The sequence below is a fragment of the Pseudoalteromonas sp. ABV4_021 genome (genome assembly GCF_056159365.1).
In genome coordinates, this window is the sequence record NZ_JBSWVB010000001.1 from 546,622 (window position 1) to 568,043 (window position 21,422).

The following is a 21,422-nucleotide window of genomic DNA, read 5'->3' on the forward strand; positions in this document are numbered from 1 at the left end:
TTATTTTGCCTCCCAGCGGTAACCCATGCCATACACGGTATCGATATGATCAAATGCGTCATCAATTTTTAAGAACTTTTTACGAATACGCTTAATATGTGAAGTGATGGTGCTGTCATCAACGTAAATTTTTGCCTCATTCATTAAATCGTTACGCTGTTTAACATGACCGGGGCGAATAGCAAGGGCATGCACTAACCAATATTCTGTCACGGTTAAATCAATAGTAACGCCTTGCCAAGTGACTTGCATGCGCTCAGGGTCTATCACTAGTTCGCCGCGTTCAATAAGTTGTGCTTGTTGCTGGGGAGTATTGAGCGCCAACTGGCGACGAAAAATTGCAGAAATACGCGCGGCTAAATGGGCAAGGCTGATGTCTTTTGTAAGGTAGTCATCAGCGCCCATGCGCAAACCCGATACCGTATCGATTTCGTTATCGCGGGCTGTTAAAAAAATAATCGGTAAGGTTTGGCTTTTTGCACGCAATGCTTGGCACAACATAAAGCCGCCATCTATTTCATCACCTAGGCCAATATCAATAATCGCTAAATCTGGCAGATTTGCTAATAACTCGTCTTGTGCGCTGATGCGATCAGCATAGCCTTTTACTAAATAGCCTTGGCTTTCTAGCATATCAATATAGTTTTCACGAATGGCGTCTTGATCTTCTATGATGGCGATTTTTTTCATTGATTACGGTTAATTGCGTACTGATAGCCGCCACTATACCTAAAAAATGAGCAAAAAATAGAGAATCGGAGCAATTGCCATTTTTTTGCCACAATTGCTCATCGCATTGCCTTTTTTCAAACCAAAAATTGCCAGATCAGCTTGTTTTAATTACTCCAACGCAAACGGTGCAGCAGCATCAACACAAAACAACGTATTTAAAAAAATTAAAACATTCTTGGAGAATATTATGAAAAAGGCACTTTTAGTTTCAGTTATCGCATTAGCACTTAGCAACCCAGCAATGGCCAAAGAGCAAGACTTTGAAAAAGAGCCGCTAATTGGCTTTGGTGCTGGCGCAACGGTAGGTGCGTTAATCGGCGGCCCGGTTGGCGCGGTAGCAGGCGGTATTGTAGGTATTTTTATCGGCAAGATAGAAGGCGATAAAGTTGATATTAAAGAGCAGCAAGCCGAAATATCAAAGCAGCAACAAACCATTGTTGCACTACAACACAAAACTTCAGATTACCAAGAACTGGTTGCCTCAAAACAGCAACTTGAATCACAACTTGAGCATATTGCGCAGCAGCGAATCGATAACTTACTAGCAATGTCGGTGCAGTTCCGCTCGGGTTCATCAGAAATTGAACCACACTTTGCTGAGCAATTGATTGAGCTTGCTGAAGTGATGAAACAGCAGCCAGAAATTTATCTCGACCTGAATGGTTTTGCTGACCAACGCGGTGATGATGAAAACAATTTAGCACTATCAACTAAACGTGCCGACAACGTAGCCGCATTTTTAATTAAACAAGGTGTTGACCATAACCGCTTAAGCACTCATGGCTTTGGTGAAAGCCAAAGTATCGCCAAACAAAATGCAGAAGACAGCTTCGAAAGCAACGTATTTGACCGCCGTGTAACAGTGCATGCACGACTTAAAGAGCAATCTCAAACCGCTAACAACCAATACTAGAGAGGGGCTAGTAATGTTACCAAAACACACAACAGGAGGTGAAAAAGAACAACAAGGTAAACGAAAAGGCGCGCATATGCGCCTTTTCATCAACCTTGCCATTCTTTTTGTTGCTTGGCTTGCCTCGGCCATTTTGTTTAGCGCGAAAGTGTCGGCGCAAGGGCTTATTCTAACTAATCAAGCGGGGCAAGAAGTTGAGCAAAGTGTGCTTAAATCGACCCACCTTGATATTCAAGTAAAAGGCATGCTGGCGTTCGTTGAATTAAAACAGGTCTATCAAAACCCAGCATTAGAAACGCTAAATGGCAGTTACCAGTTTCCATTGCCTGAAAGTAGCGCGGTGTTTGCCATGGAAATGATGCTTGATAACCGCAAAATTATTGGTGAAATTAAAGAAAAACAACAGGCTGAGGTGATTTATAAAAAAGCTCAGCAACAAGGTCATAAAGCCGCATTAGTTAAAAACCAAAGCGCCAATGTATTTAAAACCAAGGTTGCTAATATTGAGCCTGGGCAAGAAGTTGCTGTTAAGCTGAGTTTTCAATTTCCATTAACCTATCAAGATGAAGTGTTTAGCTTGCGCTTACCGACAGTGGTTGCACCGCGCTATTTCAATAATCTTGACCTTGATGAAAATGACCCGATTAGCCATTTTCAAACGCGTTCGCAAAGCAGTTTTCAAACCAACTCATTGATGGCCGAGGAGGCGCCAACTCTCGATTTTTTGCAAAACACTGTGTTAACCAGTTTCAATGTAAACAACAAGATTACTATCAATTTTGATGTGAACTTAGGTTTTGAACTCGATAGCATCACCAGCCCAAGCCATATGTTGTCGGTCGTGCAAACCGGAAATACACAGTATCAACTTATTCCTGCGCCACAAAGCTTAGTGGCAAATCGCGACTTTGATATTAAATTTGTGCCGCTTTTAAATGAGCAAATTACCACGCAAGTATTTCATGAAAATATTAATGGTGAGTCATTTTACAAAGTGATGATGATGCCGCCTAAATCGGATTTTGTGTCGCACAGTTTACCCCGTGAATTGGTGTTTGTAATAGATACCTCGGGTTCTATGGCGGGAACATCAATGGAACAAGCAAAACAGGCACTAATTTTAGCGTTGGAAAAACTCGGTACAGATGATCTCTTTAATATTGTGGCATTTGATCATCAAGTTGAATTGTTTAAACCAGAAGCTGTTGCGGCAACGTACTCACAGCTGCAAGCGGCTAAACGTTTTGTTGCAGGGCTAGAAGCTGACGGTGGCACCGAAATTAATAGTGCACTAGCAGCCAGTTTTGACGGTCAATTTGATGAAACGCGAGTACGCCAAGTGGTGCTGTTAACCGATGGTGCGGTCGCCGATGCCGAATCGGTTAAGGGCTTAGTAAAAAATCGCCGTGCCGATAGTAAGCTGTTTACCATAGGTATTGGTAGTGCACCGAATAGCCATTTAATGCGCTTATTAGCTAAGCATGGCAAAGGTGAAACCTTGTTTATTAATAACCTTGAAAATATCGCGAGCGAAGTTGCGCTGTTAAGCGACAAGCTGAGTAACCCGGCACTTCAAAATATTCGTGTATTAAATGATATGGGCTTACCACTAGTTGATAGCTTACCAACGGCTGATCTGTATTTTTCATCGCCGTTGGTGGCTTACTTTAAATTAGCGCAATCGGCTCAAGCGGTGCAGATCGCAGGTGACGGAGTAAATGGTAAGTTCTTAAAACGGGTTTCGCTTGAAAATGCGATTGCAGCAAAAGGCATCGCCCGCGCTTACGCTAAAGAGCACATTAACACGTTAGATTTAGTACAAGATAAAGCTGAAATCACAAAGCTTGGCATTCGCCATGGCTTATTAACGCCATACACAGCCTTTATCGCGGTGGAAGAATACTTTGGCGATGTTGCCGATAAATCATTCGAGGCGCCAAATATGCTGCCGCAAGGTAGTGCAATGCCTCAAACATCTGGCAATAACGACCGCTTGCTTTGGTTAGGTATTTTATTGCTAATTGGCGGTTTTTTATTAGCTATTTGGGGACAAAAAGAGGACTCAGAATAATGAGAAGTAGGCGTAAACTGTTACGCCTGTTGGCGCTTTGTATTGCCATGCTAGGTTTAGTTTTAGTATTTAAATCAAGCTATGTGTATGGCAAAGCGCAGCTTGCTCAGTTTCTACTGTGGCAAGCATGGCAAGAAAATAAAGCGGATGCCAATCATAAGCAAAAAGCATGGTACTACGCCGATGGTTATCCAGTTGGCGAACTCATTATAAAAAGCAAAAGCATTTCACAAATCGTGCTTAATGAGGCGAGTAACCGTAACCTTGCATTTGCCCCCGGTATTTGGCATCACCCAAGTAACAATATTTTAGTGGCCGCACATAACGACACCCACTTTAGCTTTGTTAAAGCGTTACAGCTGGGAGAGCAAATTAGTTATCAAGCACAAGGTAAAGCCCCGCAACACTATAAAATAGTGAATAAAATGCATGTGGATTACCGTGATTCTAATTGGTTGTTAGGGCTAGAAGGGTATTTGGTGCTGATCACCTGTGAGCGACGCAATAGTTTGGATTTAGTGCCAGAGGGGAGAGTGGTGGTAGTGGCAGAGCCAGTGATTTAGATTTTGCGACATGCGACATAAAGACAGCGGAAAGCCAAGGTGCAAAATACTGTCCCACTGAACTTGTTTCAGGATCTCAGAGCTTTGACGGGGAAGCTAATTATTAGCAGTAATGCAAATTAGAACGCATATTTGTCGCGCTGGCGACGGCAGCCAAAGGGAGGCTAACGCCGGCCTCCCTTTGGAATCCCTCGGCGCCCCAAAAATCAAACTGACTCTTCAAACACATTTTAAATGTGAACATAAACGCCATGAATCGGCATCCATGCCTCAGCATGGCTTGCTCGACCGCTTCGCTCCCTGTCTCGCATTATTCATTTAAATTCTGCTTTCAGGTTTGATTAATGGGTATGGAGTGAATCGATATACCTGCTTCTAAAGACTGCTTAGTGCCAACAACTGTCATTCGTGATGCTTACGATAAGCGGAGAAATCTAGCGTTCTGACAAAGCAAGTTAGTTTTTTTCGTTTTGATTGTTTTGTTAGACATACACGTTTTATAAAATTATGTGTTTATTATGTACTCTTTTTTAACTTTTCAAATATATTAGAAATAGAGTCAAAAAATAACTCAAATTTATTGAGCAAATAAATATTTCCAATACATTGTCTCGGACTTACTGTTTTTACTCCACAAGCTTCTAATTGATCAATAATTTCTTTCGGTAAACAATATACAGAGAAATCCTCATCTCCTAAAAACATAACATCACTTGCTAAAACCTTTTTAGACCAACTTAAAATCTTATAGAACACAATAGATTCGTAATAACTTCTAAATTTAAACTTATGACGCCCCTTATTTGATTTTACAATAAGCCGTATATCCATCATTTCCACTTCGTCACCTTCAGAAGGCGTTGGGCTTATGGTGTTAATGCTTTCTATAACTATTGCATTATTTGAAGCTTTTGCTATTTGATAAAAAAACTCCTCATATTCAACGCCATGTTCATCCTCATCTCGAAATCCAGTTTCAATAGAATGTAGTTCAACAATTCTTTCAGGAATTAGTTTTTTTAAAAGATCTGAAACTTCACACTCAAACGTTATTTGCTCTGGGTTATTTATTGATACCAAACCATTACTCTTGAGTAAGTCATAAATTTTTATATTGAAATTTTCCTTAGTTTCTCTTTGTTTTTTCTGTATATCAATATTTTTCCTAGTGCCTTTTTTGCAAGGCATACACAAGCCTTCATTTTTGTCTGCTGTACTAGGCAAGACTAACGCGCTACATTGTTTGCATGGGATTTTATCTGGCATTGAAACTCCTTGTATGCCTAACGCCCCAAGCAGGGGCAACTTTGAGCTGGCTAAAATTAGGAGCGAAGCGACGGGAGCCAGCTTAAAATTGTCCCGTTGACTTGGCTTGTTATGCGTAATTTACTCTACTTTCACACCTAACCAATACTCTTTTGTTGTTATAACAGCTTTACCTAGTTGAACATTTTGCAAACGTTCAATTGGTAGATAGTACCTCTCACTACCAATTGTTAAGTAGCAATTTACTTGACCTTGTATGTTTGAACAAGATTTGCCTGCGACATCAATTTCAACTTGAGATGTTTCGTAAGCTAATAAATCAAAATTTATAAAGCTAACAAATATAGAGTTGACAATAAGCCAGCTAAAAAACGTAAAACTTGGCAAAATCATTCCGACTACGATTGGTAGATCTTTTTTTCTTATAGGGTGGTGTTCTGCTTTTTTCCAAAACAAGAAAAAAATGCTGGTTATGATAGGTGTAAAAACAAAGAATAAAATATAGGCGTTATTGCTATATGAAATTGAATGAAAGAAGCATGAAAAGAGATAAATACAAAATATGCCTGTTACTATCTTTCCTAAAATTTTCACAAACTTTCCCATTACGCATAACAATTTAATATCGACCCATTGGGTCGTTTTTCTACCGAGCCTCGGGTCACTTTTATCATTGTACCACTTCTACCACACTCACTAACTCATTGCTACAGATAAACTTTTAATCATTATAGAAATAATGAAAAGCATAAAAACGACCAAATGGGTCGTTTTCTTGAATATAGGAGAAACTCATAGCAACTGGACATAAAGTCAGTGCTGAAAATAGTTTTTAATGACCGTTTTTCGCTCATTACTGTCAGATACATAATTAAATTCAGAGGGTTACTTCCGTTTTGTGCCCAGACTGTCATTCATAACTTTTAAATAAGATCGCAGGCGCGTGGGCTAAAATGCGAAACAGCTCACGTCTATTCGTCTCAGTTGCCGACGGGAACGACTTTATTTTTGTTAGGTGGCAGTGTCACCCCGAACATACACACCAATATGGTTACCCAGATACTTATGATTCTTAAAGTTACCTTGTTTTACAATTGGGATAGAGCCTAAAATGTTAGTTATTTGTTGTTGAAGCTCTGGGATATTGAATCTTGATTTCTTTGGAACAACTATGAGTGGCGTAATTAAGAAATGTGAGAAGTCTTGATTGCCAATTACTACGGTGTATCCACTTTTTTCTAACTTGACTCTTAGGTTAGTTAGCTTTGCTTCGCTAACTCCGTTGGAATGGAGATGGATAGTAGTCTTGGTGACTGACGAGCACCCAGATAATACAATGAAAATAAATGATAGTAGTATCGGTTTCATCCCTGACACCTAACGCCTCGCTTAACCGGCGCAAAAAAGCAGGCTAAAATTAGCAACGAAGGAGCGCAAGCCTGCTGTTTTACGTCCCTTGGTTAAAGCCTTTGTTATAACCCGCTGGCTACCCAACAAAGTCTTTAAAACTATACTGCCCCTCAGAGATAAGATTTTCTTTTACCATTTCATCAAACCAGTTATTTAAAGCCGTTTTCATTGAATCCATTGAGCCCTTCCATACTGGTTTAATGTGCTTTACCCAAAGCTCTATTTCCTTCGTTGTATAAACTCTATCTTTACACATCAACTTGGCTACTTTGAGTATATCTTCAGTATTATCTCTATTGATTATTTGTTCAGGAACTGACCAATGAGTTTTACCAAGGCAATCTGTGTAAAAACCTATTTGTTTAAGGTTATCTAAGAGCAATGGATGATCGGCCTTTTTATCAAACAGGGATCTAAACTCATCTAGTTTGCTTGCGCCACTTGAAGCTAAATGAGGAAATAGCCACATGATATTCTTTTTGGTATGTGAACGATAAGCCTTCCATGCTTCTTTTACTTGGTCTCCATTTTTAGCCAATGCCAGCTCCCTTAAAATACTGACTTTTCCCGACTCCTCGATAGATAAAACCGACAAAGATAATGCAGAAGGAAAGCGATTTAGATCAAACAATATTTCTGCATCTTCGATTAACCGTCGGGCGTTTTTGTTGGCAGCATTCATCCCCTCTGCAATTTGAGCAGGCTTGAGTGAATTTTTCCATTGACCTAATCCTTTAGACATGAACACCTCATTTGAAAAGGGTTATAAAACGCCCTGTTAATGGGCAAAATATAGTTGGCTAAAATGTGAAGCGGAGCGAAACCAAGCCAACTTAATTTTGTCCACTATTAAACAGCTTGTTAACTTCCTCTGAGAAAAAACACTCAGAATCACTACGGGTGCTGCTACCAAAACTGGGTTTGTTATTAATTTTCCAAATTACAGTTTGCCATGGGTCTTCATCTTTTTCTTTGATTTTATTGAACCATAGCTCGCCCTGTCCGAGCATTACACCACTGTAATTTGACCAAAGAGTTTCGTACGTAGAGCAATAAACAGCCCTCAAAATTCTTTCATTGATAATTTTGTCGCCATTTATAATGAATTCTTCCTTTGATATAGCCCTCGTGGGAACACCGTCAACATAAAGCGAAGTAGGAAATGAAAGCATTGCAGCGATTGCCTCGTAGTCCTTTGAGAGTATTGCTGCTTTTACTTTTAGATAAAATGGTTTTAGCTCTGATTCTGATTTAAAGCCAGCAACCGAATGCTTATACGGAGCTTCTTCTGCGACTATTCCAGCAGTGAAAAATAACAACAGTATTAAAATTTTACGCATAATCCACCGAGGAAGTTAACAATTTAATATCGACCCATTGGGTCGTTTTTCTACCGAGCCACGGATTATTTTTATTATTGTACCAGTTCTATCACACTAACTAACTTGTTGCTACAGATAAACTTTTAATCATTTTAGAAATTATGAAAAGGGTAAAAACGATCCAATGGGTCGTTTTCCTGAATATAGGAGAAATACATATCAACTGGACATAAAATCAGTGCTAAAAAATAATTTTCTAATGACTGCATTACTGTCAGATACATAATTAAATTCAGAGGGTTACTTCCGTTTTGTGCCAAACTCGGTCACTCGTTTTCTGTATCAATCTCGCAAAAGGCTCAATAAAAATTCAAATTGGCGCGCCTGAGAATTTTCATCTTTGTTAAGCTGGTTGAGTGAATCGAATGGCAGCTCAAATAAACTGTCGTTTTCACATTTCACGACTTTTTCAGCTTGGTCAAGATTTATATAAGCAACAATTTTGTCTAACCCAGCCTCATTTAATGAGAGTAATATTTCTTCATATTCGGCATCTCCTCCGATCTCCCACTGTGCGAGTAATTCTTTTCCTGAAACCTTTATGTAGTCTGGCTGTTCAAAATAGGATAAGGCATCAAATGTCGTGCGGTATTCTGCGTCAACTTCATCCTCAAATAAAGGTGCATCCTCGCTCAGCATCTTTGCTATAAAGCCTTTTACTGATTGCTTTGATGTTTTACCAACCAACTTTATTACTAATTCCATTAGCTTAAGCTGACTTCTTGATTTTGCGCTTGAGCCCATAATGTTTTGAGCTCATCTGGCAGGTCTTCATTGTCAAATTTTGTTCTCAGTTTATTAACCACTTTCCAAGCGCTTTCATATCGCTCGGGATTGCTATCTTTAAATGGGTCAAGCTGCTCGTAGTTAGCAAAAATAGATAGTTTCGCAGGTAGCTCCCGTTTTGTTCTTGGACTTTCAAGTCTATTAGCATCTATAGTAATAAAGCAGAAATCAATGATATATTGAAAATAGTCATAATTATAATGACTATCACCTAAAACAAACTTACTTAAACTACTGCATAACGCCGGAAAGTTATGCTTATTTTTATGAGAACGACGCTTTAGTTGCTCTTCTTTTGTTTCACCATATAGGATGTCGCAATAAAAGGATTCATTCCCACCTAACACTCCTTCTTGGTCTTCAACAAACGCCATAATATTTTTTTCGAAAAAGTCGATGCTTTTATCACAGCATGGTTTTATTTTTTGTGGATTAAGCGTATTGCAAAAACTATCGAAAACGGCTTTCAAATTTGACTTTGATTGATCAGGATGGAACATCATCACTAAAAATGCATTCACTTCTCTCGGAAAATACCCTATTTCTTGAGTATTTTGTAACTCACCAGTCAAAAAGTAGGTTTGATAATATTTAATGCTGTCAGGACGCAGTATTTTATGTGCTTTAAAAAATTTAACTAAGGTTTGCCAGTGCTTTTTACGGGCTTTCAGCCACTGAGGGTCTTGCGTATGCCACGCTGATTTATCAAGCTGTTTATTAAGTTCTACAAAGAGCATTTTTTAATTCCTTTTAATAATCTTCTTTAAAGTTAAACCACTCTATTTTGCATTTTTGATGCTTCTTTAGCAACGGCTGCTATTCGCTCATTGCTGTCGGATACATAAAGAAATTCAAAGGGTTACTTCCGCTTTGTGCCAACAAGTGTCATTCGTGCTAACTCAAATCTATTGTATTACCAAAGATATCAATTGCTCTCAAAAATGCAGATGGTGCTTTTCACTGGCTGTTACTGAAGCAAACCCAAGGAACAATTTACGGCGAACCCTTTGGAGTTTTGAACTTTTTTATTCGGACTATTTTCAATAGAGTAAGCTTTGTCACTTTTTATAATTACATATCTATACACTTCATCACTTATTGCACTCATATCAATAACAAACCCTTTTTGAGTCATTAGTATCAGATCTTGTACAGTCCCTTCCTGAGCTCTTAAATCTAAAATACTTCTTCGCTTTTTAATACAATGATAAAACTCCCCAAAAATACCTTTTTTTACATTATCTCCATAAAAAAGAGTGTATTTAGTGTTTTCGTTGATGGCAGAAAAAAAAGCTAATTCTATTGATTCCTTCTTATCTAACTCTGCGGTTTTTTCAGACCATATATATAAAATGATCAATACAAGGATTATCAAGGAAGTTAATTTATTGTTTTTTATTGTGGGCTTTCTCAATAGGTGTAGCATTAACTAAAGTCGTCGCTAAGCACGTCATAATTAGGAGTAATGTTTTAATTATGCATATTGATTCACTTTATATCAACGGCCGCTGTTCGCTCATTACTGTCAGATACATAATTAAATTCAGAGGGTTACTTTCGTTTTGTGCCAACAACTGTCATTCGTACACTTGCCGTCAACGGCACAAGATAGCAGGCTTAAATTGATGACGAAAGAGAACTAGCCTACTGTTTTGCGGCCTTGGTTGAAGTATTTGCTAGGGTTACGGAATAATCTCACCATCTTCGTCAACTTCCTTACCCCATTTATTCATCATGGTTCCACATTTTTTGCACGTCCACCCACCATAGTTCTTTTGAAACTCATTCAGGGGGCGTCTGATTATAGGCATTTTTAGCTGACAATTAGGACAATGCACTCTATTTGAGTTTATCCCTAAATTAGACTTTCTCGCATTTTCCACTTTAAAAAATAGAAATAACCCTATAATTGGAGACAATATCTTCGCAATTAAAATCCAGCTCAATTTGTAACCCTAGCGCCTCATTAAGAGGCTAAAAATAGTTGGCTAAAATTTGTGAGGTACGAACAAAGCCAACTGTTTTTTGTCCGCGCTTTTAATTTGCTTTGTTATACAACCTATTTCTCTTTGCTTTTGTCGAATAGAGTGACAATCAACGAAATCAACAGTGAACAAGGTAATGTAATAGCCAAAGCGTAAAGTAAATTTAAAAATGTGACGTCTTTTAGACCACCATCCCCGAAGACCTTTATAAATGCAATAAGCAAAATCGACAACTCTAGGAAAATTGTATTCCTAAGTACCGAGTCCCAAAAAGGTGATTTACTAAATTTAAATTTCGTCATTTGCCCAAGGGTGTATAGACATAATGACTCCCACACGGTGCTAGCCTCCGCATTTTCGTGGGTTAGCTTAAAGCCAGAGCCATAATTAGTTTGTCAAATAACTAAATAGCGGAGGCTAGCATGACTAAACATAACATACTTTTCATTGGCTTAGATACTCATAAAGAGTTTGTGGAAGTGGCGTACATTGAAGATAATCGGGGCGCTCAACCCATTCATTTCGGTCGCATTTCTTCTGCTAAAGTCGCTATTAAAAAACTTATCAGGCAATTTGAATCTAAATACCCTAATGCAACTCTGCATTTCGTTTATGAAGCTGGCCCTTGTGGTTACTGGATTTATCGTTTAATCACTTCTCTTGGGCATTGCTGCTACGTGGTTGCCCCTTCCCTTATTCCTAAAAAGCCAGGGGAACGCGTAAAAACTGACAAGCGTGATGCCCTTAAACTGGCTAAATTACTTAAGTCTGAGGACTTAACCCCTATTTATGTACCTGAGCCAGAAGATGAAGCGGTTCGTGATTTATCTCGCGCTCGAGAGGTTGCGATGAAAGACTTAAAAGATGCTAAATACCAGCTAAAAGCACTGCTTCTTCGCAACAATATCAACTATGCAGGCACAGCAAATTGGTCTCTCAAACACTTACGTTGGCTCACCGAACTGGTATTACCCCCCCCCCGCACAACACATTGTGTTACAAGAGTTTATACAAACTATCACTGAACGAACTACTCGATTAGAGCGACTCGACAACGAACTCTCTCATCATGTTTATCAATGGCGTTACTATCCCGTAGTGAAAGCAATCCAAGCGATGCGCGGCGTTCGCTTGCTCGTGGCCGCTGGCGTTGTTGCTGAGCTTGGCGATTTATCACGCTTCGACCATCCCCGTAAATTAATGAGTTATCTGGGTCTTGTACCCAGTGAACACTCGAGTGGTGGCAAACGCCATATTGGCGCCATCACAAAATGCGGAAATGGCCGTGCAAGACGCCTCCTTGTTGAAGGTGCGCACACATATCGCTATGCAGCAAATATATCGACAGATATGCAAAAACGACAAGAAGGTTTACCAAAAAACATTATTGATATCGCCTGGAAAGCTCAACTTAGGCTCTGCAAACGTTATAAAAAGCTCATTAACAAAGGTAAGCATTACAACCTTGTTGTCACTGCTATAGCCCGAGAAATGATTGCGTACATATGGGCAATTGCAAAAGAAGTGGTGCTTACGCCTGTCAATGTAAAACTGAGATTGGCAAGAGTACCTGCTTAATATGAACGAATTAGAGTTAATGCATTGGATCAAGCATCGGGTGTGGCACAACCACCGACGGCGTTAGGATGGCGATGCTGCTCACACAGCATTGAACCACGAACATAGACTGAAGACAGGTGCCACGTCGAATTAAGTAAAGTCTGCTCTGTAACTTTAAATAGTAATAATCAACGAATACCAGCAAGATAACCGACGAAATTACTTGCTTCATCCTATGTATTAACTCGCTCTAATTCGAGTTGAAATAATTATGGCTTAAAAAGATAGGCGAGGATCAGTGCGTTTAACTTGACAGTGGGAGTCATACCAACGCCCTGTTAATGGGCAAAATATAGTTGGCTAAAATTAGCGACGAAGGAGCAAAAGCCAACTGTATTTTGTCCTTGTTAAACAGCTTGTTAGGTTACTTTACCAGTGAACTGAAATTGGTGTTTTAATTTTGCTTTCATCAATATCGGCACATGATTTAATGTCACCAAAACAAATAAGCCTATTACCACCCGTAAGTTTGTACAAATCGTCGTTTTCGTCCGCGTATTGAGCTGGAGGAATTACAGATTTTACTTGGTCAGAGGTTAAATTAGCCCGCTTCATTATTTCCGCTGCGTCATTAACACTTATAACTTGTGGATCACTTGGTGTTCCATATGACCAACCGCAGTATCCGTTGTGTACGAAGTAAATTTCCATTTAGTAACCTAACAATTTAATATCGACCCACTGGGTCGTTGTTCTACCGAGCCTCGGGTCATTTTTATCATTGTACCATTTCTACCACATTAACTAACTTGTTGCTACAGATATACTTTTAGTCATTTTAGAAATTATTAAAAGGATAAAAACGACAAAATGGGTCGTTTTCTTGAACATAGGAGAAACACTTAGCAACTGGCCATAAAATCAGTGCTGAAAAATAATTTTCTAATGACCGTTAATCGCTCAATTGCGACCTTGAAGGCTGTTGCTGAGATTACCATCCGCTTTTATCAAACCCGAAAATCAAGTTTGAATTGATAATGCGAGACAGGGAGCGAAGCGAGTCGAGCAAGCCATGTACAACATGGACGTTGCTTCATGGCGTTTATCATAAAATTCAAAGTTGATTTGAGGATTAAGTTTGATAGTGCGGTCGCCTTTCTTTTGGTTACTTTATCTTTGGCGATGTAGATTCAATTAATCAGTGCAACACTTTATTTATTCATAAAAGTGGAGCCTGTTAATGAGTAATAGTTCAGCTGTTCGTTTTACCGATAAAGAAAAAGATGAAGTTTGGCGAAGATGGAAGTCTGGTGAATCTTTGAGTGCTATCGGCAATATATTGGGACGCAAAGCGCCTTCAATTTATCATGTTTTATCTAAATATGGTGGTGTAAAACGGTTTAAACGAAAACGCTCTAAGAATCATCTGTCTTTAAATGAACGAGAAGAAATATCACGAGGTATAGCTCAAAATAAGTCTTTTAGGGTAATTGCTAAAGAACTCAAACGAGCGCCTTCGTCTATAAGTAGAGAAGTATCACGTAACGGCGGTATTCATAAATACAGGGCTTGTGCCGCTGACGATAAAGCTTGGAAACGTGCTAAAAGACCTAAACTTTGTAAACTAAAATTAAATCAAGAACTCGCATTATTAATAGCTGATAAGTTAAAAAATTTGTGGTCACCTGAACAAATAGCTGGTTGGCTAAAGTTACAATACCCAAATGATAAGAGTTGGCACGTGTCTCACGAAACAATCTATAAAAGCTTATATATCCAAACTAGGGGAGTATTGAAAAAAGAGTTACTTAAATGCCTTCGCTCCAAGCCAAGAATAAGAGGAGCTAGAACTAAAGAAAAAAACCAAAGAGGTCATATTCAAGAGCTAATTTCAATTAGTGAACGCCCCGCTTCGATTGAAGATAGGGCTATACCAGGTCATTGGGAAGGTGACCTTATTGAAGGTAGTCAAAAAAGCTATATAGCAACATTAGTTGAAAGGCAAACTAGGTATGTATGTCTTGTTAAAGTAAAAAATAAAAGCACGCATAATGTCATTCCTCAACTAATAAAGCATGCTCAAAAATTACCTAGTAGTTTATATAAATCGTTGACTTGGGATCGAGGTACAGAGCTCAAAGGTCATAAAACGTTTTCAGAACAAACAAATATTGATGTGTACTTTTGCGATCCTCAAAGTCCTTGGCAACGAGGCTCAAATGAGAATACTAATAGATTGTTAAGACAATACTTCCCGAAGGGTACAAATTTATCAATATATTCTCAGGAGGAATTAGATGATGTAGCACAAGCACTTAATAGTCGACCGAGAAAAACTCTTGGATTTTGTACACCGTTAGACAAATTTAAAGAGTGTGTTGCATTGACTGATTGATCACACAGAAGCAAAGAAAAGTAACATGAAGCCCATGGATGGGCTTTATGATAAAAAGGGAGGTCAATGTTTAATTGAGTTATCTAAGATACAAATTCGCTCAAAGCTGATATTGAAAAGCGTTGCTAAGATTTATCACTCCCTTTAATCAAACCTGAAAGCATAATTTAAATGAATAATGCGAGACAGGGAGCGAAGCGGTCGAGCAAGCCATGTAGCGACAGGGATGTTGCTTGATGGCGTTTATGTTCACATTTAAATTATGTTTGAAGAGTTAATTTGATTTAGGGGCACGTTTTTTGGTTCGTTTTTGTCGTGTAACAAAAATGAACAAGAGTGTGCCATGGATGGCACAAGTTAAATCTAAGGATAAGTTTTATATGAAGACGTGAGTATCGAATTAACGCAATACTCACGTAAAATCACTTACCTTTCACTCCCAACCTCTACCGGCATGGTATCCATTTGCGGTTCGGCATCTTCTTGTGGCTTGGGTTTATGACGTTGTGCGATAACTACCCCAATAAATACACAGCCAATGGCGAGCCACTGCTGCCACGTTAAAAACTCGTTGAGAAGTAATGACGCAAGTAACAAGGTGAATACAGGAATAAGGTTTGAAAACGCGGCGGCGGTTAACACCGATACTTTTGAAATGGCATAGTTATACATGCCGTAACCACCGAGTGTTACAAACGAGCCTAAGTAGATAATAGCGGCAATGCCTTCAATTGACATTTCACTCGGTATTTCGACAAAAAACAAAAATGGCGTAAAGAATAATGTGCCGCTTATACCTTGCAGAGCTATAAGGCTTATTGGTGAATAACGATGAGCTAAATGTTTTACACATACTGAGTAATAGGCCGCGCAGACCATAGCTAGAAACTCTAAAAAGTTACCTAATGTGGGGTTTGGTGCGGCGCTGGTATCGGGTGAAACAAGCGTAAGTGCAATGCCACCTACAATACAAAAAACAAACCCGGTGATGATGGATTTTGATAAATACTCTTTCAGCATAACAAACGCGAGCAATGCCACAATCAGAGGAAAGCAACTCACAATCACACCGGCTTGACTGGCAGAGGTATATTCAAGGGCATAGCCTTCAAATAAAAAATACAAACAGGGCTCTGCAAGTGACATACCGAATAGATACTTCCAATCACCTTTTTGATAGTCAAACTTTTTCACTTGGCGCCAAAGCAGCATGCATAGGGCAAATGTAGTGAGCATACGCAGGAAAATCACCACCGCAGGGTGGTATAAATCAATGGCGTACTTTAAGGCAATAAACGAGCTTCCCCACAAAAATGTGGCGATTAGTAAACATAAACTAGCGGGCATAAACACAACTCAAATTTTAGGGGCAATGAATTTTATCAGACTTTTATCGGTGCAATAAGCATCAAGCGATGAGTGTCGACCAAAGAATAGTAAATTATAAAAATGCAAAATTTTATGCTGCTATAGATTAGATTTTCTTATTTATATTTGGTTGATTAGGTGGTTTGCATGATATTTTTTTGTGTGAGACCATTTTACCCTTGTTGATTTTCTCAGCTTTGATATAACAAAGACACTGGCCCGTCGTTTAGGGTGTGGGGAATGAGTGCAACAAGTCAAACAATTGTAGTAAAGCTGGGTACAAGTGTATTAACCGGTGGCAGTTTTACCTTAGATAAAGCGCATATGGTTGAATTAGTGCGCCAGTGTGCCCAATTAAAAAAGAAAGGGCACAAAATTATTTTGGTTTCGAGCGGTGCGGTTGCAGCAGGTAAAGAGCATTTGCATTTAAGTTGTGATTTAAGCAATGTGAACAATAAACAAATGCTTGCAGCGGTTGGCCAAAGTCATTTGATCCATACATGGCAAACCTTATTTAACTTATACGGTATGCATGTAGGGCAAATGTTGTTAACCCGCGCAGATTTAGACGACCGTGAGCGTTATTTAAACGCACGTGATACGCTAAAGGCATTGATTAAGCACGATATTGTGCCGATCATTAACGAAAATGATGCGGTAGCAACACAAGAAATTAAAGTTGGGGATAATGATAATTTATCGGCTTTGGCTGCCATTCTCGCTAAGGCCGATAAATTGTTGTTACTAACGGATCAGCCGGGATTGTTTACCGCAGACCCGCGCGCTAATCCAGATGCCAAGTTGATTAACTTGGTCGATAAGATTGACGCTAATTTAAAAGCATTAGCAGGTGGTTCGGGTACGCATTTAGGTACTGGCGGCATGGCAACCAAACTGCAAGCAGCCGATATTGCGTGCCGTGCAGGTGTTGAAGTGATTATTGCCGCAGGCCATAAAGACAATGTAATTGTAGACGCGGCACTTGGCAAAGATGTTGGCACACGGTTTGTAGCAACAGCGTCAGTGACAGAAAGCCGTAAACAGTGGTTAATGGCAGGGCCGCCAGCAAGCGGTGAGCTAATATTAGATGAAGGCGCAGTGAGCGCAATGAAACACTCAGGATCAAGCTTGTTAGCAAAAGGCTTGAGTGATGTGCTTGGTAAATTCGAACGCGGTGCCATGGTGAAATTATGCGACCAAAATGGGGCGCAAATAGCACGGGGCATTTGTCGTTATTCATCAAGCGATCTGGCCCAGATAAAAGGGCAACATTCCGAGCAAATCAATCAATTGCTCGGTTACGACTACGGGGCGGTGGTGATTCACCGCGATGATTTAGTACTTTTTGGAGGATTAACGTGATTACGCAATTAGCACAGCAGGCAAAGTTAGCAAGTTTTGATCTCGCTGTGGCGACAACAGCACAGAAAAATACAGCATTAGAAAATATTCGCTCCATCATTTTAGAAAATGCCGAGCAAATCGAACAAGTGAACCAGCGCGATATTAATGCAGGTAAAGAAAATGGCTTAACCGAGGCCTTACTTGATCGTTTATTATTAAACAAAGAACGCATTTTAGGCATTGCCAATGATATTCAAAGCTTAATTGCAATGGATGATCCTGTTGGTGGTGAATATGACGGAAAAGCGCTTGAAAATGGCCTGCGCTTAAAAAAACAAATTGTGCCATTAGGTGTGGTAGGCGTTATTTATGAAGCGCGCCCCAATGTTACGTTAGATATCGCCTGTTTATGTTTAAAAACCGGTAATGCCAGTATTTTACGCGGCGGTAAAGAAACACTTAATACTAACACTTACTTAGTTGAATTAATTGGCAAAGCGCTTGTCGATGCCGGCATTAATAAAGACGCAGTGCAATTAATTACCAACCCAGATCGCGCCTTAGTACTTGAGCTTTTAAAGCAAGATAAGTACATCGATATGATTATTCCGCGCGGTGGCGATACATTGCAAAAAGTATGCGTTGAAAACAGCACAATACCCGTTATCACAGGCGGTATTGGCATTTGTCATTTATATGTTGATGCTTCTGCTGATTTGCAAAAAGCATTGGATGTGATTGAAAACGCCAAAGTGCAGCGCCCAAGTGTGTGTAATGCGCTTGATACTGTGCTTATAGATGAATCAATTGCAAAGCAGTTAGTGCCATTATTAGCACAACGTTTAGAGCAAGTAACGCTTAAAGGCTGCGAACGAGCAGCTGCGCTTAGTGAGGGTGTTAGCGAAATTGCTGATGGTGAGTACAGCAAAGAATGGTTAAGCCTAACGCTTGGTATTAAAGTCGTTGATGGTATTAACCAAGCGATAATGCATATTCGTGAACACTCATCAGGTCACTCAGATGGTATTTTGTCTGAGAGTTTAAGTAACACCAATAAGTTTGTTGCAGCGGTAAATTCTGCGGCAGTGTATGTAAATGCGAGCACGCGCTTTACCGATGGTTCGCAGTTTGGCTTAGGTGCTGAAGTTGCAGTATCAACACAAAAACTGCATGCCCGTGGACCGATGGGTTTAGAGGCATTAACCACCTATAAATGGGTAGGCGAAGGTGATTACCTTATTCGCCAATAAGCTTAATAGCCTGAGGTTTGGTTAAACTATAAAATCCCACCGTTGCTGGTGGGATTTTATTGTCTAATTACTTATCTTTATTCATTGCCACTATTACAGTAAAATGCCGCCAAATAGATTGGAGGTTGTATGAAGTTTGTTCGTTGGCTATTAGGCCGCATTATTTTATTTTTTGATTTTATTACAACACCACGAGGTGTTAAGCGCGATGCACAGCTGCAAGCTGAAATAGACACAAAAACCCAAAACTTAAGCTTATATCAATTTAAGGCGTGTCCATTTTGCGTAAAAGTACGCCGCGCTATGAAGCGCAATAGCTTAAATATTGAATTGCGTGATGCAAAAGCCGAAGGTATTCACCGTGAAACACTTGCAGCTGAAGGCGGCAAAGTAAAAGTACCATGCTTGCGTATTGAGCAAGACGACAAAGTAACATGGCTTTACGAGTCTAACGATATTATTGCCTTTTTAGAAAATGAAGTAGCCAATAAAGCCGCTTAATTTTCAATAAGTAGTAAAAAGTTTTACAAAACGCAGCTTCCGCTGCGTTTTTTGTTTTTTAATGCTTTATATGTAATATGTCACAGTGTTGTTTTTCTTTTTGTTATGGAGTGACGAATGAAATGGCTGATATTACTCTTATTTTTTCCACTAAATTTATATGCGAGCCAATGTAGCAAAGACATGGACAAATCCTTAGTAGGCGGAGGATGTGTTTGCCCTATTGGTAAGGATTGGCGCTATGGTCAATGTGTCAGTTATGGTTTGCCTGAATTTGCTATTGATAATGGCGAAGGCGGATGGCAGTGCATTAAAGGCTATGTTCAAAAAGGTAAACGCTGTGAAAAGTACATTGTGCCTGTAGCAGACAGTAAACTGATGAAAGTAGCAGCGCATGAATGTGATGGTACAACAGCGGGTAAATGCAAATTACCAAAACAAATTCAAAGCTACTTATTAAAGAAACAAAAAACGCAGCTCTAGGCTGCGTTTTCGTTATTAAAGCGATTAATTAGCTTTTTTCTTGCACTTGCTTTGCAACTGGCTTGGTTACCTTTTTAGCAGAGGTTTTATCAAAAATACCCAAGCGAATGCGAATAAAGTGAAAGATTTCGCGTGGTACGTCAATATCGACCGCGTTTTCTAATCCCTCAAAGCCAGGCGATGAGTTCGCTTCGCAAATCTTAAAGTGTTCTTGATCGAATAATAAATCTATACCTGCTACATCTAAGCCAAGCACATTGGCAGTTTGTGTGGCGAGCCATTCAATTTCAGGAGTAATAGGGTAAAGTTTACCAACGCCACCTAAGCTTACATTTGCTTTAAAGTTTTCGCCGTTTGAGTTACGTTCCATACAGGCAATTGCACGACCACCTATGGTAAATACACGCAAATCTCTACCGTGACTCGCTTTTACAAACTGCTGCAAAATAATATTCGCTTTTGGACTTGTTGCTTCAATCAGTTGCATTAAGTCATCAAATTCGCCTGGAGATTTTGATAAAAATACACCGCTGCCTTGTGAACCCGACAGGGTTTTTACAACAACAGGAAAGCCTATTTGCTTTTCAACTAAAGCCACATTTACTGGGAACTTAACCAGCATGGTATCGGGTGTTGGTAAGTTTTTCTCAGCTAAGATTTGCTGTGCAAACAGCTTATCTTTTACGGTTTCAATAGAATGCGAGCTATTTACACAGTAAACACCTAAGCGCTCTAAGTGACGAATAATCGCAAGAGTAAAGTAGGTTGTGCCAGCACCCATGCGCGGCATTACAAAATCAGGAAGTTCCTGACGTTTACCATCAATTAGAATACTTTTTTCGTCATCACGGGTTACCGTTAGATCGAACTGATCTGGTGAAAATACCTGTAATTCAATATTTTCTTCTTTTGCGACTTCAACTAAGCGATTAACCTCATATGCTTCTTGTCGTAGTAGTAAGTCATTATGTTTGTAAATTATCCAACCACGCATTAGTAATTACCTTCTAATTCATTAAATGCGTTGTCAACATTGGCTTTAACTGAACTACTTAGCGTATGAAATCGTTTGCTTTGAGTAGCCGATTTATACTTATGCCACAAACTCTCTAATCGAGTTTCGGGGTCTCGTTTTGTAACGCACATAGCCAGAAAATTCTCTTCAGTGTGATTTTGTGGCTCTGCTAGTTGATGTTCTAATTGAAATAATCGCTTACCGATGGCTGTTAATAATTCTGCTTCTTGAATTGTAAAGTGGCCGCTACGGTTAAATCCTTGTGGAAAATTCAGGTCATCATAGAAATTGCTTGTTTTTACAAAACCATGTAATAAGTCCATATGAGATACTCATGTTGACAACTTTGCCCATTTTGGCGGAGTATGCGTGAATTGTGTTTACTAAGTACAACAATA

Annotated in this window: 20 protein-coding genes and 1 pseudogene; 9 read left to right on the forward strand and 12 right to left on the reverse strand. The window is 39.4% G+C overall.

The window, feature by feature from the left end:
- Positions 1 to 690: a proteobacterial dedicated sortase system response regulator gene (gene pdsR, locus ACXAFE_RS02550; RefSeq protein WP_105170927.1), complete on the reverse strand. Its 690-nt coding sequence runs from the start codon at positions 688 to 690 to the stop codon at positions 1 to 3.
- Positions 691 to 919: 229 nt separating this feature from the next.
- Here pdsR and pdsO point away from each other — a divergent pair, with 229 nt between their 5' ends.
- From pdsO to ACXAFE_RS02565, 3 genes are read left to right on the forward strand one after another with little or no spacing between them, the layout of a single operon-like run.
- Positions 920 to 1,645 carry a sortase-associated OmpA-like protein PdsO gene (pdsO, locus tag ACXAFE_RS02555; protein ID WP_082428631.1) on the forward strand — a complete coding sequence of 242 codons (726 nt, stop codon included), beginning with the start codon at positions 920 to 922 and terminating at the stop codon, positions 1,643 to 1,645.
- A 13-nt stretch (positions 1,646 to 1,658) separates the two neighbouring features.
- Positions 1,659 to 3,716 (forward strand): VIT domain-containing protein, encoded by a 2,058-nt coding sequence (locus tag ACXAFE_RS02560; RefSeq protein ID WP_475148114.1) that lies wholly within the window; start codon positions 1,659 to 1,661, stop codon positions 3,714 to 3,716.
- A complete protein-coding gene (locus ACXAFE_RS02565; protein WP_475148118.1) occupies positions 3,716 to 4,279 on the forward strand; it encodes a sortase domain-containing protein in 564 nt (187 codons plus the stop codon). The genes ACXAFE_RS02560 and ACXAFE_RS02565 overlap by 1 nt, the downstream gene beginning before the upstream one ends.
- A gap of 516 nt (positions 4,280 to 4,795) precedes the next feature.
- Here ACXAFE_RS02565 and ACXAFE_RS02570 read toward each other — a convergent pair.
- From ACXAFE_RS02570 to ACXAFE_RS02600, 7 genes are all read right to left on the reverse strand, one after another.
- Positions 4,796 to 5,545 (reverse strand): hypothetical protein, encoded by a 750-nt coding sequence (locus ACXAFE_RS02570; RefSeq protein WP_475148123.1) that lies wholly within the window; start codon positions 5,543 to 5,545, stop codon positions 4,796 to 4,798.
- 120 nt (positions 5,546 to 5,665) lie between these two features.
- A complete protein-coding gene (locus ACXAFE_RS02575; RefSeq protein ID WP_475148125.1) occupies positions 5,666 to 6,139 on the reverse strand; it encodes a hypothetical protein in 474 nt (157 codons plus the stop codon).
- An 892-nt stretch (positions 6,140 to 7,031) separates the two neighbouring features.
- Positions 7,032 to 7,697: an AbiV family abortive infection protein gene (locus tag ACXAFE_RS02580; protein ID WP_475148128.1), complete on the reverse strand. Its 666-nt coding sequence runs from the start codon at positions 7,695 to 7,697 to the stop codon at positions 7,032 to 7,034.
- Positions 7,698 to 7,788: 91 nt separating this feature from the next.
- The gene (locus ACXAFE_RS02585) at positions 7,789 to 8,295 is read right to left on the reverse strand and encodes a hypothetical protein (protein ID WP_475148131.1); all 507 of its coding nucleotides are present in this window, start codon (positions 8,293 to 8,295) and stop codon (positions 7,789 to 7,791) included.
- Positions 8,296 to 8,619: 324 nt separating this feature from the next.
- Complete coding sequence (locus tag ACXAFE_RS02590; RefSeq protein WP_475148134.1) at positions 8,620 to 9,042, reverse strand: hypothetical protein; 423 nt, start codon at positions 9,040 to 9,042, stop codon at positions 8,620 to 8,622.
- Positions 9,042 to 9,860 (reverse strand): hypothetical protein, encoded by an 819-nt coding sequence (locus tag ACXAFE_RS02595; RefSeq protein WP_475148137.1) that lies wholly within the window; start codon positions 9,858 to 9,860, stop codon positions 9,042 to 9,044. Before ACXAFE_RS02595 ends, ACXAFE_RS02590 begins: the two co-directional genes overlap by 1 nt.
- A gap of 230 nt (positions 9,861 to 10,090) precedes the next feature.
- Positions 10,091 to 10,483, reverse strand: a complete 393-nt coding sequence (locus ACXAFE_RS02600; protein ID WP_475148142.1) for a hypothetical protein — start codon at positions 10,481 to 10,483, stop codon at positions 10,091 to 10,093.
- A 1,047-nt stretch (positions 10,484 to 11,530) separates the two neighbouring features.
- On the opposite strand from ACXAFE_RS02600, the pseudogene ACXAFE_RS02605 reads away from it, so the two are divergent.
- A pseudogene (locus ACXAFE_RS02605) lies at positions 11,531 to 12,686 on the forward strand (IS110 family RNA-guided transposase).
- Positions 12,687 to 13,097: 411 nt separating this feature from the next.
- On the opposite strand, the gene ACXAFE_RS02610 reads toward ACXAFE_RS02605, so the two are convergent.
- Entirely contained in the window at positions 13,098 to 13,379 is a 282-nt protein-coding gene (locus ACXAFE_RS02610) for a hypothetical protein (RefSeq protein WP_475148147.1), read from the reverse strand.
- Positions 13,380 to 13,908: 529 nt separating this feature from the next.
- On the opposite strand from ACXAFE_RS02610, the gene ACXAFE_RS02615 reads away from it, so the two are divergent.
- Complete coding sequence (locus ACXAFE_RS02615; protein WP_475146905.1) at positions 13,909 to 15,063, forward strand: IS30 family transposase; 1,155 nt, start codon at positions 13,909 to 13,911, stop codon at positions 15,061 to 15,063.
- Positions 15,064 to 15,489: 426 nt separating this feature from the next.
- Here the strand turns inward: ACXAFE_RS02615 and ACXAFE_RS02620 are convergent, their stop codons facing one another.
- Positions 15,490 to 16,410 (reverse strand): DMT family transporter, encoded by a 921-nt coding sequence (locus tag ACXAFE_RS02620; protein ID WP_475148153.1) that lies wholly within the window; start codon positions 16,408 to 16,410, stop codon positions 15,490 to 15,492.
- A gap of 261 nt (positions 16,411 to 16,671) precedes the next feature.
- On the opposite strand from ACXAFE_RS02620, the gene proB reads away from it, so the two are divergent.
- The 4 genes from proB (at position 16,672) to ACXAFE_RS02640 (ending at position 20,009) form a co-directional block, all read left to right on the forward strand.
- Positions 16,672 to 17,793: a glutamate 5-kinase gene (proB, locus tag ACXAFE_RS02625; RefSeq protein ID WP_475148157.1), complete on the forward strand. Its 1,122-nt coding sequence runs from the start codon at positions 16,672 to 16,674 to the stop codon at positions 17,791 to 17,793.
- Positions 17,790 to 19,025, forward strand: coding sequence for a glutamate-5-semialdehyde dehydrogenase (locus tag ACXAFE_RS02630; protein WP_475148162.1), 1,236 nt, complete (start codon positions 17,790 to 17,792; stop codon positions 19,023 to 19,025). The genes proB and ACXAFE_RS02630 overlap by 4 nt, the downstream gene beginning before the upstream one ends.
- Before the next feature lie 129 nt (positions 19,026 to 19,154).
- Positions 19,155 to 19,526 (forward strand): glutaredoxin family protein, encoded by a 372-nt coding sequence (locus ACXAFE_RS02635; RefSeq protein WP_054979748.1) that lies wholly within the window; start codon positions 19,155 to 19,157, stop codon positions 19,524 to 19,526.
- Positions 19,527 to 19,643: 117 nt separating this feature from the next.
- Positions 19,644 to 20,009 carry a hypothetical protein gene (locus tag ACXAFE_RS02640; RefSeq protein WP_475148172.1) on the forward strand — a complete coding sequence of 122 codons (366 nt, stop codon included), beginning with the start codon at positions 19,644 to 19,646 and terminating at the stop codon, positions 20,007 to 20,009.
- Positions 20,010 to 20,037: 28 nt separating this feature from the next.
- Here the strand turns inward: ACXAFE_RS02640 and ACXAFE_RS02645 are convergent, their stop codons facing one another.
- Complete coding sequence (locus tag ACXAFE_RS02645) at positions 20,038 to 21,003, reverse strand: ATP-grasp domain-containing protein (protein ID WP_475148175.1); 966 nt, start codon at positions 21,001 to 21,003, stop codon at positions 20,038 to 20,040.
- Positions 21,003 to 21,347: a DUF413 domain-containing protein gene (gene maoP, locus ACXAFE_RS02650; protein WP_475148178.1), complete on the reverse strand. Its 345-nt coding sequence runs from the start codon at positions 21,345 to 21,347 to the stop codon at positions 21,003 to 21,005. Before maoP ends, ACXAFE_RS02645 begins: the two co-directional genes overlap by 1 nt.
- Positions 21,348 to 21,422: the final 75 nt, after the last annotated feature.